The sequence below is a fragment of the Paraburkholderia sp. J76 genome, assembly GCF_905220295.1.
GTDB lineage: Bacteria > Pseudomonadota > Gammaproteobacteria > Burkholderiales > Burkholderiaceae > Paraburkholderia.
Genome location: NZ_CAJMZJ010000016.1, coordinates 41936 through 58339 on the forward strand (window position 1 = coordinate 41936; position 16404 = coordinate 58339).

Sequence of the window (16404 nt, forward strand, 5' to 3'; positions counted from 1 at the left end):
CATAATGAACAAGAAGCGCCTGCCCCTGATTGCGTTTCCCCTCGCGCTCGTACTGAGCGCCTGCGCGTCCGACGACGTATTGCAGGCCGGTCCGCACGTGCGCCCGTCGCCGCAAACGGTCATGAACCGCTGCCTCGCCGCTGTCGCGACGCCGGGTTTCGCGCCGCCCTCGGAAGCGACCTTGAGTTCGTCGCAATGGAAGCGTTACGTGAGCTGCAAGCTGGGCGGCAACATGTTCGCCAATCCAAAGAAAGTGCCGGTGGAGACGGAAGCGATCGTGTCGATCCGCGCCGCGGCGGACGGCTCCATCGTCTCCGTGAAGCTGCTGCATTCGAGCGGCAACGATGACTACGACGAGGCCGTCGAGCGCGCGATCGGCGCCGCAGCGCCGCTGCCACCCGTACCCGCTTCGCTGCACGTCGCGCGTATCGACATGCGTTTTCATCCCGTGCGAGTCAATCCGCTGGCATTGCAGCCGGGGCAGCCAGGAATCAACGGCGCCAACGGCCGCGAGGGCAGTGCGGGCAATAGCCACTGACCCAATCATGCCCGAAGCCAGGCCTGAAGCGCCGCGGGTGCTATGCTCTCGTTCGCCCGAACGGATGCACCTGCGTCCGCGACCCCACAGCAAGCGATTTTCTCCATGACGACTCTCATCAAGCGCGCCTCCGCGGAGGCCCGCGCATTCAAGCAATCCGGCAACGCGATGTCGAACGAAGACGCAAACGAAACCGCAGGCAAGCCCGCGAAGGTCACGAAGCGTGCGCGCCGCGCCGAGGCCGGCGACCTCGACAACGCCCCCGTCATCGAAGCGCCGCGCAAGCCGCGTTTCGCGCCGGTCACGTTCTCGGAAGAGAGCGGCGTGCGCTATCTGCACTTCGGCACCGAGTGGGTGCAAGGTGCGATGCGTCTTTCGAAGCCGCTGCACATCGAACTCGAATACGCGCAACAGATGATGGCCTGGCTGCTTTTCCTCGCCACGCCGGAGCGCATCGTGCAACTGGGTCTGGGCGCTGCCGCGCTCACCAAGTTCGCGCACCGTTACCTGCGTCCCGCGAAGGTTGAGGCGATCGAGCTGAATCCGGCGGTCGTGGTGGCCGCGCGCACGATGTTCGAACTGCCCTACGACGACGCGCGCCTGACCGTGCGCGAACTCGACGCGTGGGACTTCGTGCAGGACCGCGCCAATCACGGCACCATCGGCGCGCTGCAGATCGACGTGTACGACGCGACCGCGCGCGGCCCCGTGCTCGACAGCGTGGCGTTCTACCGCGCCGTGCGCGCATGTCTGACCGACGCCGGCGTCGCGACGATCAACCTGTTCGGCGACCACCCGAGCTTCGTGCGCAACATGAAGCGCCTGAACGAAGCCTTCGACGCTCGCGTGATCGCGCTGCCCGAAGTACACGAGGGCAATCGCGTGGCGCTCGCATTCTCGGGTCCGGCGCTCGAAGTCACCTACGAGGCGCTCGAAAAGCGCGCGCGCCTGCTCGAAAGCAAGCTCGGGCTGCCGGCGCACCAGTGGGTGAAGGCGCTGCGCGAATCGAGCGGCCAGAACGGCGCGACGTTCTCGATCTGATCCGCGTGAACGGCGGCAACGCCGTTGCGGCACAGCGAACCGGCCTCCTGGCCGGTTTTTTTACGCCTCCTTACCGTATTTCCGAACAGTTTTCTGGATGTGGCGCAAGTCGTTGGCTCTTGACAACGTCCTCGGAATTGGGGTCCGCCCTGCTTGACCGTGCGGCGTGGCCTCGATACTCTTTTCAGCGCTTTCGGGGACCTTGCGGACTATCCGTCCGCCGGGCCATCCGCCGTCTCACGCCGGCGGCGGACCGCGCACAAAGCAAGGCCGCATAACTACATAAGCAACGAGGAGACGTCATGGCTCACGACGCCGACGCCGGAAAATCAAGCAAGCACTGGCTGTGGCTTTTGCTGCTGCCCTGGATCGCGATGATCTGGGTGCCGTCATACAACAAAGTCGAACCCACTTTGTGGGATTTTCCGTTTTTCTACTGGTATCAGCTTCTCTGGGTGCTGATCAGCGCTGTCATTACCGCGCTCGTCTACTTCAAGACGAAGACCCGCAGCAAGGGCGATGCAGGGGGCGCGCAATGAACGTTACAGCAACCATTGTCTTCATTCTGTTCTTCCTCGGCGTAACGGTTCTCGGCTTCGTCGCCGCGCACTGGCGCAAGGGCGACCTCGCGCATCTCGAAGAGTGGGGCCTCGGCGGCCGTCGCTTCGGAACGATCGTCACCTGGTTCCTGCTCGGCGGCGACCTGTACACCGCGTACACCTTCGTCGCCGTGCCGGCGCTCGTGTTCGGTGCGGGCGCAACGGGTTTCTTCGCGCTGCCGTACACGATCCTGATCTATCCGTTCGCGTTCGTCGTGTTCCCGAAGCTCTGGGCCGTCGCGAAGCGCCACCAGTACGTCACTTCGGCCGACTTCGTGAGCGCGCGCTATGGCAGCCGCATGCTCGCGCTCGCCATCGCCGTGACGGGCATCGTCGCGACCATGCCGTATATCGCGCTGCAACTGGTGGGTATCGAAGTGGTGATCGGCGCGCTCGGCTTCAACACGACGGGCTTCGTCGGCGACCTGCCGCTCATTATCGCGTTCGCCATTCTCGCCGCGTACACGTACACGTCGGGTCTGCGCGCGCCTGCCATGATCGCGGTGGTGAAGGACATCCTCATCTACATCACGATCATCGTCGCGATCATCGTGATTCCCGCGCAGATGGGCGGCTTCGGCCATATCTTCAGCGCGGTGCCGCCGGCCAAGCTGCTGCTCAAGTCGCCGGACGCCACGAGTTTGAACGGCTATAGCGCTTACGCGACGCTCGCGGTGGGTTCGGCGCTCGCGCTGTTCCTGTACCCGCACTCGGTCACGGCGATTCTGTCGTCGTCGTCGGGCAACACCATCCGCCGCAACATGGCGATGCTGCCCGCGTACTCGCTGGTGCTCGGTCTGCTCGCGCTGCTCGGCTTCATGGCGCTCGCCGCGGGCGTGAAGGACATGCCGGAGTTCGTGCCGTACTTCAAGGCCTTCGGTCCGAACTTCGCGGTGCCGGCGCTGTTCCTGCACTTCTTCCCGTCGTGGTTCGTGGGCGTGGCGTTCGCGGCCATCGGGATCGGCGCGCTGGTTCCGGCGGCGATCATGTCGATTGCGGCGGCCAACCTGTACACGCGCAACATCCATAAGGAGTTCATCAACCGCAACATGAATCACGAGCAGGAGACCAACATCGCCAAGCTGGTCTCGCTGATCGTGAAGGTCGGCGCGGTGGCGTTCATTCTGGGCCTGCCGCTCACGTACGCGATCCAGCTTCAACTGCTCGGCGGGATCTGGATCATCCAGACGCTGCCCGCCATCGTGCTCGGCCTCTACACGCGCATGCTCGACTATCGCGGTCTGCTGATCGGCTGGGCGGTCGGCATCGCCACCGGTACGTGGATGGCGATCTCGCTGCAACTGAAGGGCTCGATCTTTACGATCCACCTGTTCGGCATGGCGATTCCGGGCTACGCCGCCGTGTGGTCGCTGATCGTGAACCTCGTGGTCGCGGTCGTCGTGTCGGCGCTCGTGCACGTGGTCGGCATGCAAAAGGGCGCGGACCGTACGCGTCCCGAAGACTATCTCGACGTCGTCGAAGGCTGATGTCCCCATGCCCGGCGCGCGACGCCGGGCATGAGCCGCACCCGATGCCCGCAACGCCCAGTTGCGGGCATCTGTTTTTCTGGTGCACGATGGCTGCTGTTCCGGCTCACGGGCAGCCCGCGCCATGGCCTCATCCGAAACCGAATCCCGTTCCCGCGCCGCGCGTACCGGCGAGCCGCGCCCGCGCGCGCCGCGCCGCCGCTCGCGCGTGGCGCGCATGTGGCGCGCGCTGACCTCGCCGTACTATCGCTACCGCAACGCCCGGGTGATACACAGCGTGCGCGTGGGCCTCGCGATGCTCGCCTCGATTCTCGCGACTTCCGGCATCGATATTCCGCACGGCATCTGGGCGTCGGTCACGCTGCTCGTCGTGATCGGCGGGCTGCAGCACCAGGGCAACATCCGCAAGAAGGCCGCCGAGCGCGCGCTCGGCACGCTGCTCGGCGCCGCGATCGGGCTCACGCTCATCGTCGTGCAGGCCATCACCGGCTCCGTGCCGCTCACCTACGTGCTGATGTCGCTCGTGGCCGCCGTGTGCGGGTACTACGCCATCGGCAAGCCGGGCTACGTCGCGCTGCTTGCCGCCATCACCATGTGCATCGTCGCGGGGCACGGCGACAACCTCATCGATACGGGCCTCTGGCGCACGCTCAATGTGATTCTCGGCATCGTCATTGCGCTGGTGTTTTCGTTTGCTTTGCCGCTGCACGCCACGTATTCGTGGCGCTACAGCCTCGCCGACAATCTGCGCGAATGCGCACGCGTGTATGCGCAGGTGGCGAGCGGCGTGCACGTCGATGCCGACGAGCAGGCGCAGACCTTCATGCGCCTGAACGCGCGGCTCGTGCAACTGCGCGCGTTGATGCCGTCGGTCGCCAAGGAGATCGACTTGCCGCTCGCGCAGCTCGAGCAGGTGCAGCGCCTGCATCGCTCGCTTCTGAGCGCGCTGGAGATGCTCTGTACGGGTACGGGAAGCTACGAGCAGGCGCTCGTGCGCGTGGCGTTCGCCCAGCGCAGCGAGACCGTGCGCCGGGCGCTCCTGGCCGCGGCGCGGGCGCTGCGTTTTGGCGGCGGGCGGCATCCCGAGGCGGCGCAGCAGGCGCTGCGCCCGGTTGGTGAGCGGGAGGGCGGGAGGGAGGGCGCGAGCGTCTACGAACAGATGGCGGCGACGCCGCAGGGCTGCCCCGAGCCGCAGATGCAGGGACCGTACTGGCTCAGCCTGCGCGTGGAGGAGCAGGTGGAGCGCCTGCGCGCGCTCCTCCTCGCCACTGAACCGCACTGGAACATCGAGCGCGCCGCGACGCACCGCAGGGCGTGACGGTTCCCTCGGTGCCCCTCAGGTGTTCCCTCAGGCGGCTTGCTCGTGCGGCGCCGAGACCATCCACGGCACGCCGAACCTGTCGGTCAGCATGCCGAAGCCGGGCGACCAGAAGGTCTTCTCGAACGGCATCGTGACCGTGCCGCCCTTGGCGAGGGCGTTGAAATAGCGTTCGGCCGTGGCGATGTCCGACCCGGTCAGCGAGACGCTGAAGCCGAGGAACTTGTCGTTCTGCGTCATGCAGCCGCCGTCGGACACCATGATCTGCGCATCGCCGATCTGGAGCGTCGCGTGCATGACCTTTTCGGCCATTTCGGGCGGCATGGGGCGGGCGGGGTCCGGCGGCGCTTCCTTGAAGCGCATCTTCATGACTTCCTTCGCGCCGAGCGCTTCGACATAGAACGCGATCGCTTCGTCGCAATTGCCGGGGTAAAAGAGATAGGGCTGGATTTGCATCGTAGGTTTCCTTGCGGACGGGACGTTGGCCGGCCAGTGTCGCGAGGCCACGCACGGGGCCGGATCGTGCGGCGGGATGCGCCGCTGCCCTGATTCTAGGCGTGCGCCAGGGCGTTACCGAGTCATGTGTCGTCAGGGTTTGCGAGAGCGCAGACCGGAACGGACGTTGCAGGGCGGCATGCAAAGGCGGGGCCGCACACGGTTCGTGTGCGGCCCCGCTGGTGCTTCTGCTCAGGCGGGCGCCCGGTGGCGGACGCCGCCTCGGCGCGTTACTTCGCGCGCAGTTCCTCGATCAGCTTTTCCAGCTTGATGGCGTCGGCGGCAAACGCGCGGATGCCTTCCGCGAGCTTCTCGGTCGCCATGGCGTCTTCGTTGAGCTGGAAGCGGAACGACGGCTCGTCCACGGCCACGCGCTCGATTTTCGCGTCCTTGAACGCGTCCGGCGACAGCTTGCGCTCGATCTTCTCGTCGCTGTCGTGGAGCTTTTGCAGCAGGTCCGGGCTGATGGTGAGCAGGTCGCAGCCGGCCAGTTCGACGATCTGGCTCGTGTTGCGGAAGCTCGCGCCCATCACCTCGGTCTTGTGGCCGAACTTCTTGTAGTACGCGTAGATCTTGCGCACCGACTGCACGCCCGGGTCGTTCGCGCCGCCGTCCTTCGCTTCGTCCCAGTCGGCGCCCTTGGCCTTCTTGTACCAGTCGTAGATGCGGCCGACGAACGGCGAGATCAGTTGCGCGCCCGCTTCGGCACACGCGGCGGCCTGCGCGAGCGAGAACAGCAGCGTCATGTTGCAGTGGATGCCCTCCTTCTGCAGCACTTCGGCGGCGCGGATGCCCTCCCAGGTGGAGGCGAGCTTGATCAGCACGCGCTCGCGCCCGATGCCCGCCTGTTTGTACAGATCGATGATGTGGTGCGCCTTGTCGATCGACTTTTTCGTGTCGAAGGAGAAGCGGGCGTCCACCTCGGTCGAGACGCGCCCCGGAATGATCTTGAGAATTTCGGTGCCGAACGCGATCAGCAGATGGTCGATGATCGACTCGAGCGATTCGCTCGCGTGATCGCGCACGGTTTTTTCGAGCAGCGGGCGGTACTCCGCTTTCTGGACCGCCTTGAGGATCAGCGACGGATTGGTCGTCGCGTCCTGCGGCTTGTACTGCACGAATTGCTGGAAGTCGCCCGTATCGGCGACGACGGTGGTGTACTGCTTGAGCTGGTCGAGTGCGGTAGTCATGTCAGGCCTTATGGGCGCGTGCGCGCCTGCAGCGGTGAGAGTTGAACGGCCGGTGCGCTTCGGGCGTGAACCCAGGGCGCGCCGGGCGGAACGCGAAAAAGGCGCTGCGCCGCCGGGGTTTTCTCGCGCGGATGGCGCAAGAAGCCCGGCGTGGCGCATTTTGCCGCCCGTTCGGGCGCGGCTTGCTTCGTTATTTTATGGCGGAAACGCCTGGCGTTGCGTTTCGCGCGGGTCTGGCGCATCCCAAACGCGCCGCACGCAGCGTGCCAGCGGCGCCGCGCACCATCAAGCGCGCCGCGCATTCAACACGAACTGGGTGAGGACGCCTGCCACGAGCCCCCAGAACGCCGCGCCGATGGAAAGCAGCGTGAGCCCGGACGCCGTCACCATGAAGGTGATGAGCGCCGCTTCGCGCTCCCTGGGGTTCTGCATGGCGTTGGTAAGGCCGCTCATGATCGAGCCGAACAGCGCGAGCGCCGCGATCGACACCACGAGCGCCTGCGGGAACGACGCGAACAGCGCCGCAATGGTCGCGCCGAAGGTGCCGGCGATCAGATAGAAGATGCCGCACCACACGGCTGCCATATAGCGTTTCGTGCGGTCTTCGTGGGCGTGCGGGCCGGTGCAGATCGCCGCGGTGATGGCCGCGAGATTCACGCCGTGCGAGCCGAACGGCGCGAGCACGAGCGAGGCGATGCCAGTGGTGGCGATGAGCGGCGCGGAGGGCGCGGCCGTGTGGTCGTAACCGTCGGCGCGCAGCACGGCGATGCCGGGCACGTTCTGCGAGGCCATCGCCACGACGAAAAGCGGAATGCCGATGCTCACCACGGCCGTGAGCGAGAACGCCGGCATCGTGAACACCGGCCTCGCCACCGCTACACGGAAGTGGCTGAAGTCGAGCAGCCCGAGTGCGGCGGCGGCGGCGATGCCGATCGCGAGCGTCGCGACGATCGCATAGCGCGGCACGAAGCGCTTCACGATCAGGTAGCCGAAGAACATCGTGAGCACGAGCGGCGTTTGCACCTGCGCGGCGTGGAAGATCTCGATGCCGATCTCGAACAGGATTCCCGCGAGCAGCGCCGCCGCGATGCCCGCGGGAATGCGCTTCATGAGCGTGTCGAACCAGCCGGTAAGGCCCACGGCCGTCAGCAGCACGGCGCACACGATATACGCGCCGATCGCCTCGGCGTAGGGCACGTGAGGCAGCGAACTGACGAGGAGCGCCGCGCCCGGCGTGGACCACGCGACCACGATAGGCGCGCGAAACCACAGCGACAGGCCGATGGTCGTCAAGGCCATGCCGATGGAAAGCGCCCAGATCCACGAGGAAATCTGCGCGTCGGAAAGATGCGCGGCCTGGCCCGCCTGGAACATCAGCACGAGCGAGCTGGTGTAGCCGGTCATCATCGCGACGAAGCCGGCCACGATCGTGGCGACCGAGGTGTCGGCGAAGGGCCGCAGCGGTCCTGGCCTGAAAGCCGCGGGCAAGTCAGGGGAAGGGGCGGTCATGCGGATGGTCTCCAGATTTTGCGTATTTATGACGGGTTCGGGCGGCGCGGCCTGAAGACGCTTTCAGGTATGCGCCGCCTCGAAAAGCGGAACAGGGCGGGAGCGGCTGGCGCCTATTTGCTCAGCACGCGCATGGCCGTTTCGAGCCCGGCGACGGTGAGCGGATACATGCGGTGGCCAAGAATCTCGCGGATGACGGACACCGACTGGCGGTATTCCCATAGTCGCTCGGGCTCGGGATTGAGCCAGGCGAAATGCGGGAACTGGTCGGCGAGACGGCGCAGCCATACGGCGCCCGCTTCCGGGTTGTTGTACTCGACCGAGCCGCCGGGCTGGAGCACTTCATAGGGGCTCATGGTCGCGTCGCCGACGAAAATGAGCTTGTAGTCGGGCGTGAACTTGTGCAGCAGGTCCCACGTGGGCGTGCGCTCGGCGTGACGGCGGCGGTTGTTCTTCCACAGATAGTCGTACACGCAGTTGTGGAAGTAGTAGAACTCCAGATGCTTGAACTCGGCCTTGGCCGCCGAGAACAGCTCTTCCGTTCGCTTGATGTGATCGTCCATCGAGCCGCCCACGTCGAGCAGCATCAGCACTTTCACGTTGTTGTGGCGCTCCGGCACCATCTTGAGGTCGAGCCAGCCCGCGTTCGCGGCCGTGCTGCGGATGGTGTCGTTCAGATCGAGTTCTTCGGCGGCGCCTTCGCGCGCGAAGCGGCGCAGCCGCCGCAGCGCGACCTTGATGTTGCGCGTGCCGATTTCGACCTGGTCGTCGTAGTCGCGATACGCGCGCGCGTCCCACACTTTCACGGCGCTGCGCTGGCCGCCTTCACCGCCAATGCGGATGCCCTCGGGGTTGTAGCCGCCGTGGCCGAAGGGCGACGTGCCGCCCGTGCCGATCCACTTGCTGCCGCCTTCGTGGCGCTCCTTCTGCTCCTCGAAGAGTTCCTTCAGGCGCTCCATGAGCTTGTCGAGGCCGCCCATCGCTTCGATCTGCGCGCGCTGTTCCGGCGTGAAGTCGCGCGCGAGGCGCTTCTTGAGCCAGTCTTCGGGAATCTCGAAGGCAAGCTCGGACTTCTTCTCGATGCCGCGGAAATACGCGCCGAACGCCTGATCGAAGCGGTCGAAATACTGCTCGTCTTTCACGAGCGTCATGCGCGCGAGGTAGTAGAAGTCGTCGAGCGAGGGCGCGATCACGCGCTCCTTGAGCGCTTCGACGAGCGTGAGGTACTCCTTCACGGAAACCGGCAGCTTCGCGTCGCGCAGCGTGTAGAAGAAGTCGATCAGCATGCGGTGTCTCCGGCTTTCGCGCGCGGCGTCCTGGTCAACGATTGTGGCGGTTCATGTAGATGAGGCGCTCGAACAGCGTCATGTCCTGCTCGTTCTTGAGCAGCGCGCCCGCGAGCGGCGGCATGGACTTCGAGCCGTCGGCCGCGCGCAGCGCCGAGGGCGGAACTTCTTCGGCGAGCAGGAGCTTGAGCCAGTCGAGCAGTTCGGAAGTGGACGGCTTTTTCTTCAGGCCCGCGACGTTGCGCAGCTCGAAGAAGCTTTCCATGGCCGCGTTGAGCAGTTCCTTGCGGATGCCGGGATAGTGCACCTCGACGATGCGCTGCATCGTGGCCGGATCGGGAAAGCTGATGTAGTGGAAGAAGCAGCGGCGCAGGAAGGCGTCGGGCAGCTCCTTTTCGTTATTCGACGTAATGATGACGAGCGGACGCTGCTTCGCCTTCACGAGCTGGCGCGTCTCGTACACATAGAACTCCATGCGGTCGAGTTCGCGCAACAGGTCGTTCGGGAATTCGATGTCGGCCTTGTCGATTTCGTCGATGAGCAGCACGCTTTGCTCGTCCGACTCGAACGCCTGCCACAGCACGCCCTTCACGATGTAGTTGGCGATGTCCTTCACGCGTTCGTCGCCGAGCTGCGAGTCGCGCAGGCGCGAGACCGCGTCGTACTCGTAGAGCCCTTGCTGCGCCTTCGTGGTGGACTTGACGTGCCACTGCATGAGCGGCATACCCAGCGCCGCGGCCACTTCCTCGGCCAGCATGGTCTTGCCCGTGCCGGGCTCGCCCTTGATGAGCAGGGGACGCTTGAGCGTGATCGCGGCGTTGACCGCGAGCTTGAGATCGTCGGTGGCGACGTACTGCGATGAGCCTTCGAAACGCGTGGCGCGCATGGTGAATCCGCTCGCTGGGAAAAAAATCCCAGTATAAGTCAGATGGGGTGTTGCGTCGGCGCGCCACCGCGTATCGTTGGGTCCGCGCTTTGGGGCACGGTTGCGCGTGCCAGGGTTCCTCCGGGTTGCCTGCCGGCGAGCCGGCGCGCCGGGCCGCTGCGAGGCTCGCGCGGAACTGCGGCGCCACCGCGGGGGCGCCCCGCGAGGCGCGCTGAGGCCCGCCAGGCGTGGCGCGGCCGGTGGACGGGCGGCGCGGCGTCGCGGTATACTCGGACCGATTTTTTTCGGCCTGCACGGCGACCCCAAAAGTAAAACAGCAGTAATGCGGCGCAGGCCGTGGCCTGCGGTTCGGGCGTTCGAATCCCCTCAAGCCAGGTTGGATGCTATGAAAAAAATTGTCGGCAAGCACGTCATCGCGGGCGCAATAACCATGCTGGCGTGCTTCGCGGTCACGGCTCACGCGGACGTCGTGGGCAACGCGAAGGCGGGTCAGGACAAGGTGGCGATGTGTATCGGCTGTCATGGTATTCCCGACTACCGCACCGCTTACCCCGAGGTCTACCACGTGCCCATTCTGGGCGGCCAGAACGCGCAGTACATCATGAATGCGTTGCTCGCGTACAAGAAGGGCGACCGGCATTTCGAAACGATGCACGCCATCGCGTCCTCGCTCACCGAACAGGACATCGCCGACATCGCGGCCTACTATGCGTCGCAAACGGCTGCGTCGAAAGACAATCCGAATAAATAACCGGCAGGTGGAGAATCCATGAACAAGCCCTACACGGCTGTGCCTTCGTTTGCCGGTGCAACTATCAAGTTCGCGTTCGCCGGGCTCGCGCTGGCCGGCGCGCTCGCGCTGCATCCTGCGCACGCGGCCGACGCCTCCAATGGCAAGGTTCTCGCCGAGACCCACAACTGCGCGGCCTGCCACGGCGCGGGACTGAACAAGCCCGTGAGCCCCGAATATCCGAAGCTCGCCGGCCAGCATGCCGACTACATCTACTGGGCGCTGCGCCAGTACCAGATGGGCGCGAGCAACCCGCACCTCGGCCGCAACAATCCGATCATGCAGGCGCAGGTGCAGAATCTTTCGCAGAGCGATATGAAGGACCTCGCGGCGTACATCGAATCGCTGAACGGCGACCTCGTCAACAAGAAATAAGCGTGAAGGCGGCGCGCCATGCGTGCCGCATCATGTGAAACACCCCGCACGGGCCTCGTTTTCGGCGAGGCGTTCGCGGGGTGTTTTTTTGCGGCTTCGTTTGCCGCGAGACCGCGCTTCGGTCGCGCTTCGGTCGTGCGTCAGTCGCGGGAAGCGCGGCGCTCGATGCGCATGAGATAGGCGTCGGTGTCGGGGGGCGTGTTCGTGCGCTGCGCTTCCCAGATCGTTTCGCCGAGGCACTCCATGATCGCGTGCTGCGCGTCGTGCGTGGAGCCGAGGCGCGCGGCGAGCCGCTCGTGCGCGGCGCGGATGCCGGGCGGCTGGTCGATCGAAATCTGCTCGCTGATCGCCAGATGCATCGACAGATGCAGGAACGGATTGCTCTGGCCGCGCTCGGGCGAGTAATCCTGCGCGGTGGCCGCATCGGCATCGGCGAGTTCGGCGTGATATTCGGGGTGCTCGACGATCCAGTCGGCGGCAATCGCCTCTAGCGGCGTGAGGATTTCTCCCGCGCGCTGCTTGCGCCAGGTCTCGGTGAAAAAGCGGCGGACTTCGTCGCGGCTGGGATTGAACATCTTGAGTCGGTCGTAGGGGTGAAGCGTGGTCGTGCGATGCGTGAGCGGATCATTTTACGCCCGGCGGCATGCACGCGCTCAGAGGTCCGGCGGCGGCGTTTTCGGCTTGAACTCGCATAGCGGCTCGATCACGCAATGCCAGCATTCGGGCCGGCGCGCCTTGCACACATAGCGGCCATGCAGGATGAGCCAGTGATGCGCGTCGTGGCGAAACTCGGGTGGCGTGAATTTTTCGAGCGCAACCTCGACGGCGCGCACGTCCTTGCCGGGCGCGAGTCCCGTTCGGTTCGCAACCCGAAAGATATGCGTGTCGACGGCAATCGTCGGCTGGCCGAAGGCCGTGTTGAGCACGACGTTCGCGGTCTTGCGTCCCACGCCGGGCAGCGCTTCGAGCGCCTCGCGCGTGGGCGGCACTTCGCCGCCGTATTGCTCGATCAGGATGCGGCAGGTCGCAATGACGTTCTTGGCCTTGGTGCGATAAAGCCCGATCGTCCTGATGTAATCGGCCACGCCTTCCTCGCCCAGCGCGAGCACCGTTTCCGGCGTGTTGGCGACCGGAAACATCCGGCGCATGGCCTTGTTCACGGAAACGTCGGTGGCTTGCGCGGAGAGCATCACGGCGATCAGGAGTTCGAACGGCGTGCTGTATTCCAGCTCGGTCGTGGGATGCGGATTGAGGCTTTGCAGCGTTTCGTAGATGGCGCGGCGCTTGGTGGCGTTCATGCTCGTTGTGCGTGGGGCCTGGGGTCGGGCGTTGCGCTAGGGCGCGGGCTTGTCGTCGTCGCGCGCAGTGTCCGATGCACTCGACTCGATACCGAGGCGCTTGCGGCGCGCCTCGGCGGCATCGATCTGCGCCTGCACGTCGGCGCTCACATGCTCGACGTTGCGCGGTCCCGCACCCTGTTCGGCCATTTCCGCCTTCTTGCGGCGCGCGCGTTCGAGCGCCGCCTGGATGATCGCTTTCTTCTTCGCTTCGGCGTCGTCGGCGGGAGGGCTTGCAGGTTGCGTGGCGGCGTCTTGCGCCTTGTGGGATGCATCGGCTTGCGGGGTCCTCGTGGCCGCGCGGCGCGCCGCGGCGCGCGCCTCGGCCGCGTGGCGCTCGGCGGCCTGGCGCGCCATGCGCCGGTCATGGCGCGCGCGGGCTTCGTCGGCCCGCTGCTGCGTCCAGGCGTCCCAGCCGGTCGCGTCGCCCGTAACGGGAATCATTGCTATGCAGTCGACGGGGCAGGGCGCGACGCATAGATCGCAGCCCGTGCATTGATCCTTGACGATGGTGTGCATCTGCTTGGGCGCGCCAACGATCGCGTCGACGGGACATGCCTGCATGCACAGCGTGCAGCCGATGCACAGTTGCTCGTCGATGAACGCCACCGGCCGCGGACGTTCCACGCCGTTGTCCGGATTGATGGGGATGACGGGTTTGCCGAGCAGTTTCGCGAGGCGCTCGACGCCTTCCAGGCCGCCGGGCGGGCACTGATTGTAGTTGGCGGCGCCGGCGGCGACGGCTTCGGCATAGGGCCGGCAGCCGTCGTAGCCGCACTTCGTGCATTGGGTCTGGGGCAGCAGATCTTCGATGCGATCTGCGAGTGTTTTGGGATCGTTCACGTTCGCTACATCGGGGCGGGGCGGGCGCGGGCGTGAGCTTGGGCGCACATGGCCGCGCGGAGGGTTTCGCAGCGGGCCTGACAGAGCGCGCACGCACAGCGCCAAAGCTTGCATTATCGCCGATTTCCCACATTGCCATCGGCGGACCATGTGCCATAATCAAAGCGCTTAATGCGAAGCGCTTTGCGGTGGAGGGGGGAATCAGTAGACGTAAAGCGCGGATGCAATGCCCAGGCGGCTCGCATTGCGTCTCGCACGAAGCAACCAGGGGGAAGGCCGATGTCGGCTCGCAACGACATCAAACGAACGAGACGGAACGCAAGACCGTAGGTCGGAGGGTGTCTGTCCATTAACCTGGCGCGCCCCGCACAACGTTGTTGCTGCCCGCCAGGAGAGATTCGGCGTGGTACGGCCCGACAGCGTAAACCGGACAACGCGGCTTAACGAGATCCTGCCACCATGAATCAGCCAAAAATCAAAAGAGATCCTGAAGGCACCCGCCGCCGCATTCTGCTCGCCGCGGCGGAAGAATTCGCCAATGGCGGCCTGTTCGGCGCACGCGTCGACCAGATCGCGCGTCGCGCGGAAACCAACGAGCGCATGCTCTATTACTACTTCGGCAGCAAGGAGCAACTGTTCACGGCAGTGCTCGAGCATGCATTCGGCGCGCTCAATGAAGCCGAACGCGCGCTGGATCTCTCGGGGCTCGCACCCGTCGAGGCGATCACGCGGCTCGCGCATTTCGTGTGGGACTACTATCGCGACAATCCCGAACTGCTGCGGCTCGTGAACAACGAGAATCTGCACGAGGCGCGATATATGCAGAAGTCCACACGAATTCGCGAGATGATCTCGCCCATCGTGGCGACGCTCGGCTCGATTCTCACGCGCGGCGAATCCGCGGGATTGTTCCGCCCGAGCATCGACCCGTTGCGGCTCTATGTGACGCTCTCGGGCATGGGCTATTACATCGTGTCGAACCGCTACACGCTCAACGCCACGCTCGGTCGCGACTTCAGCACGAGCGCCGAGCGCGCGGAAATCATTCAGCTCAACACGGAAATGCTGCTCGCGTATCTGATGCGCAAGTAGTACGCGAGATCGTTTCACGCTCCACAAACGCCACGCGCCGTCCTGGGACGGCGCGTGGGTTTTGCTGCTGGCGTGTACGGCGCGCGAGCCTTCGTCAGGCGACAGCGCCCTGCGCGGAGCGGCCGCGGGCGGAAGATTCCTTGCCCGTGCGGCCAGCGGCCTGCTGGTGCTGGCGGATGAAATCGCGCAACTGCGGGTAGATGATCGTGCGCCAGCGGCGGCCCGAGAAGATGCCGTAGTGGCCGCATTTCTCGGCGGTCAGATGATGCTTGTCCGCTTCGGGAATGCCCGTGCACAGATCGTGCGCGGCGCGCGTCTGGCCCGCGCCGGAGATGTCGTCGAGTTCGCCTTCGATAGTGAAGAGCGCCGTGTCGCGAATATCCTGCGGGCGCACGCGTTCGCCCGCCACGTCCCACGTGCCTTCGGCGAGACTGAAATCCTGGAACACGGTGCGGATCGTCTCGAGGTAATACTCGGCGGCCATGTCGAGCACTGCGTTGTATTCGTCGTAGAACTGACGATGTGCTTCGGCGTCCTCTTCGTCGCCGCGCAACAGGCTCTTGTAGAAGTCCCAATGCGCCGTGGTGTGGCGGCCCGGATTCATCGCGACGAAACCCGCATGCTGCAGGAAGCCCGGATACACTTCGCGCCCTTCGCCCGGATAGTTCGCCGGCACCGTGTGGATCACGTTGTTCGCAAACCAGTCGAGCGAGTGTTCGGTGGCGAGCGAGTTGACGGCGGTGGGGCTGCGGCGCGCGTCGATCGGGCCGCCCATCATCGTCATCGTGAGCGGCGTGTCCTCGCCGCGGCTCGCCATGAGCGAGATGGCCGCGAGCACCGGCACCGTGGGCTGGCAGACCGAGAGCACATGCAGGTTCTTCGCGCCGATGTGGCGGATGAATTCCTGGATATACGCCACGTAGTCGTCGAGATGGAACGCACCGGCTTCGAGCGGCACCATACGCGCGTCGACCCAGTCGGTGATGTACACCTTGTGGTCCTGCAGCAGCGTGCGCACGGTGTCGCGCAGGAGCGTGGCGTGGTGGCCCGAGAGCGGCGCGCACACCAGCACCGCGGGCTCGTCCTTCAACGCGGCCACGGCGGCGGTGTCGTCGGCGTAGCGCTTGAAGCGCAGCAGGCGGCAGAACGGTTTCTCGATGATGGTCTGCTCGACGATCGGAATATTGAAGCCGTCCTTCACGATCTGGCGAAGGTTGAACTCGGGCTTCTCGTAGTCCTTGCCGAGGCGATAGAGCAGTTCGTAGCCTGCGGCAAAGCGCGTGGCGCCCGGCACGAGAGAAAACGGGCTCGTGGGATTCGAGAACGATTTCGAGGCGGCCTGGGCCCAGGCGGTCAGCGGGCTGAGCAACGCGCGCTGGAATTCACGGATTTGATAGAGCATGGGCGCTCCGGCTTCTTCAAGGAGCGGTTCGCACCCGGAGCGCGCGCGGGTGACGCGCGGGGCAGATGCGGGCCGGCAAGGTTGGTCGGTCAGTCAATCAGGTTGTTTATCGGCCGCCGCCTAGAGGGCTTTAATGAGGGCAGACCCGCGGGCGGACCCGTATGCGTGCCCGCAGCGGTCGGCTGCAGGCGCGCTGCACGGCGGCACACGCGTTCG

17 protein-coding genes are annotated in these 16404 nt (G+C 65.4%); 8 read left to right on the forward strand and 9 right to left on the reverse strand.

The window, feature by feature from the left end; all coding sequences use genetic code 11:
* Positions 1 to 4: 4 nt before the first annotated feature.
* The 5 genes from U5768_RS26160 to U5768_RS26180 all read left to right on the forward strand — a co-directional run bounded on the left by U5768_RS26160 (position 5) and on the right by U5768_RS26180 (position 4983).
* The gene (locus U5768_RS26160) at positions 5 to 538 is read left to right on the forward strand and encodes an energy transducer TonB (protein ID WP_322033283.1); all 534 of its coding nucleotides are present in this window, start codon (positions 5 to 7) and stop codon (positions 536 to 538) included.
* A 105-nt stretch (positions 539 to 643) separates the two neighbouring features.
* Positions 644 to 1579: a spermidine synthase gene (locus U5768_RS26165; RefSeq protein ID WP_322033284.1), complete on the forward strand. Its 936-nt coding sequence runs from the start codon at positions 644 to 646 to the stop codon at positions 1577 to 1579.
* A 302-nt stretch (positions 1580 to 1881) separates the two neighbouring features.
* Complete coding sequence (locus U5768_RS26170) at positions 1882 to 2118, forward strand: DUF3311 domain-containing protein (protein WP_322033285.1); 237 nt, start codon at positions 1882 to 1884, stop codon at positions 2116 to 2118.
* Complete coding sequence (mctP, locus tag U5768_RS26175) at positions 2115 to 3665, forward strand: monocarboxylate uptake permease MctP (RefSeq protein WP_322033286.1); 1551 nt, start codon at positions 2115 to 2117, stop codon at positions 3663 to 3665. The genes U5768_RS26170 and mctP overlap by 4 nt, the downstream gene beginning before the upstream one ends.
* Before the next feature lie 124 nt (positions 3666 to 3789).
* Entirely contained in the window at positions 3790 to 4983 is a 1194-nt protein-coding gene (locus tag U5768_RS26180; RefSeq protein ID WP_415913974.1) for an FUSC family protein, read from the forward strand.
* A 30-nt stretch (positions 4984 to 5013) separates the two neighbouring features.
* Here U5768_RS26180 and U5768_RS26185 read toward each other — a convergent pair whose 3' ends face one another.
* From U5768_RS26185 to U5768_RS26205, 5 genes are all read right to left on the reverse strand, one after another.
* Complete coding sequence (locus U5768_RS26185; RefSeq protein ID WP_322033287.1) at positions 5014 to 5439, reverse strand: VOC family protein; 426 nt, start codon at positions 5437 to 5439, stop codon at positions 5014 to 5016.
* 269 nt (positions 5440 to 5708) lie between these two features.
* Positions 5709 to 6668 (reverse strand): transaldolase, encoded by a 960-nt coding sequence (gene tal, locus U5768_RS26190; RefSeq protein WP_322033288.1) that lies wholly within the window; start codon positions 6666 to 6668, stop codon positions 5709 to 5711.
* 285 nt (positions 6669 to 6953) lie between these two features.
* Positions 6954 to 8177: a benzoate/H(+) symporter BenE family transporter gene (locus U5768_RS26195; RefSeq protein ID WP_322033289.1), complete on the reverse strand. Its 1224-nt coding sequence runs from the start codon at positions 8175 to 8177 to the stop codon at positions 6954 to 6956.
* 113 nt (positions 8178 to 8290) lie between these two features.
* The gene (locus tag U5768_RS26200) at positions 8291 to 9463 is read right to left on the reverse strand and encodes a VWA domain-containing protein (RefSeq protein WP_322033290.1); all 1173 of its coding nucleotides are present in this window, start codon (positions 9461 to 9463) and stop codon (positions 8291 to 8293) included.
* A gap of 34 nt (positions 9464 to 9497) precedes the next feature.
* Entirely contained in the window at positions 9498 to 10349 is an 852-nt protein-coding gene (locus tag U5768_RS26205) for a MoxR family ATPase (protein WP_322033291.1), read from the reverse strand.
* A 385-nt stretch (positions 10350 to 10734) separates the two neighbouring features.
* Between U5768_RS26205 and U5768_RS26210 the strand changes: the two genes are divergently transcribed.
* The gene (locus U5768_RS26210) at positions 10735 to 11100 is read left to right on the forward strand and encodes a c-type cytochrome (RefSeq protein WP_322033292.1); all 366 of its coding nucleotides are present in this window, start codon (positions 10735 to 10737) and stop codon (positions 11098 to 11100) included.
* Positions 11101 to 11118: 18 nt separating this feature from the next.
* On the forward strand, positions 11119 to 11514 hold the full coding sequence (locus tag U5768_RS26215) for a cytochrome c (protein ID WP_322033293.1): 396 nt from the start codon (positions 11119 to 11121) through the stop codon (positions 11512 to 11514).
* 140 nt (positions 11515 to 11654) lie between these two features.
* Here the strand turns inward: U5768_RS26215 and U5768_RS26220 are convergent, their stop codons facing one another.
* From U5768_RS26220 to rsxB, 3 genes are all read right to left on the reverse strand, one after another.
* On the reverse strand, positions 11655 to 12089 hold the full coding sequence (locus U5768_RS26220; RefSeq protein ID WP_322033294.1) for a DUF1841 family protein: 435 nt from the start codon (positions 12087 to 12089) through the stop codon (positions 11655 to 11657).
* A 78-nt stretch (positions 12090 to 12167) separates the two neighbouring features.
* Positions 12168 to 12812, reverse strand: coding sequence for an endonuclease III (gene nth / locus U5768_RS26225; RefSeq protein WP_322033295.1), 645 nt, complete (start codon positions 12810 to 12812; stop codon positions 12168 to 12170).
* Between the two features lie 36 nt (positions 12813 to 12848).
* Positions 12849 to 13694 carry an electron transport complex subunit RsxB gene (rsxB, locus tag U5768_RS26230; protein WP_322033296.1) on the reverse strand — a complete coding sequence of 282 codons (846 nt, stop codon included), beginning with the start codon at positions 13692 to 13694 and terminating at the stop codon, positions 12849 to 12851.
* 459 nt (positions 13695 to 14153) lie between these two features.
* Between rsxB and U5768_RS26235 the strand changes: the two genes are divergently transcribed.
* Positions 14154 to 14786 carry a TetR family transcriptional regulator gene (locus U5768_RS26235; RefSeq protein WP_322033297.1) on the forward strand — a complete coding sequence of 211 codons (633 nt, stop codon included), beginning with the start codon at positions 14154 to 14156 and terminating at the stop codon, positions 14784 to 14786.
* 94 nt (positions 14787 to 14880) lie between these two features.
* On the opposite strand, the gene U5768_RS26240 is transcribed toward U5768_RS26235, so the two are convergent.
* Entirely contained in the window at positions 14881 to 16188 is a 1308-nt protein-coding gene (locus U5768_RS26240; RefSeq protein WP_415913975.1) for a polyhydroxyalkanoate depolymerase, read from the reverse strand.
* Positions 16189 to 16404 lie beyond the last annotated feature (216 nt).

Bases quoted from the DNA above. Each gene is read 5' to 3' on its own strand.
- U5768_RS26160 (WP_322033283.1), top strand. From the start codon at position 5: ATGAACAAGAAGCGCCTGCCCCTGATTGCGTTTCCCCTCGCGCTCGTA.
- U5768_RS26165 (WP_322033284.1), top strand. From the start codon at position 644: ATGACGACTCTCATCAAGCGCGCCTCCGCGGAGGCCCGCGCATTCAAG.
- U5768_RS26170 (WP_322033285.1), top strand. From the start codon at position 1,882: ATGGCTCACGACGCCGACGCCGGAAAATCAAGCAAGCACTGGCTGTGG.
- mctP (WP_322033286.1), top strand. From the start codon at position 2,115: ATGAACGTTACAGCAACCATTGTCTTCATTCTGTTCTTCCTCGGCGTA.
- U5768_RS26180 (WP_415913974.1), top strand. From the start codon at position 3,790: ATGGCCTCATCCGAAACCGAATCCCGTTCCCGCGCCGCGCGTACCGGC.
- U5768_RS26185 (WP_322033287.1), bottom strand. From the start codon at position 5,439: ATGCAAATCCAGCCCTATCTCTTTTACCCCGGCAATTGCGACGAAGCG.
- tal (WP_322033288.1), bottom strand. From the start codon at position 6,668: ATGACTACCGCACTCGACCAGCTCAAGCAGTACACCACCGTCGTCGCC.
- U5768_RS26195 (WP_322033289.1), bottom strand. From the start codon at position 8,177: ATGACCGCCCCTTCCCCTGACTTGCCCGCGGCTTTCAGGCCAGGACCG.
- U5768_RS26200 (WP_322033290.1), bottom strand. From the start codon at position 9,463: ATGCTGATCGACTTCTTCTACACGCTGCGCGACGCGAAGCTGCCGGTT.
- U5768_RS26205 (WP_322033291.1), bottom strand. From the start codon at position 10,349: ATGCGCGCCACGCGTTTCGAAGGCTCATCGCAGTACGTCGCCACCGAC.
- U5768_RS26210 (WP_322033292.1), top strand. From the start codon at position 10,735: ATGAAAAAAATTGTCGGCAAGCACGTCATCGCGGGCGCAATAACCATG.
- U5768_RS26215 (WP_322033293.1), top strand. From the start codon at position 11,119: ATGAACAAGCCCTACACGGCTGTGCCTTCGTTTGCCGGTGCAACTATC.
- U5768_RS26220 (WP_322033294.1), bottom strand. From the start codon at position 12,089: ATGTTCAATCCCAGCCGCGACGAAGTCCGCCGCTTTTTCACCGAGACC.
- nth (WP_322033295.1), bottom strand. From the start codon at position 12,812: ATGAACGCCACCAAGCGCCGCGCCATCTACGAAACGCTGCAAAGCCTC.
- U5768_RS26235 (WP_322033297.1), top strand. From the start codon at position 14,154: ATGAATCAGCCAAAAATCAAAAGAGATCCTGAAGGCACCCGCCGCCGC.
- U5768_RS26240 (WP_415913975.1), bottom strand. From the start codon at position 16,188: ATGCTCTATCAAATCCGTGAATTCCAGCGCGCGTTGCTCAGCCCGCTG.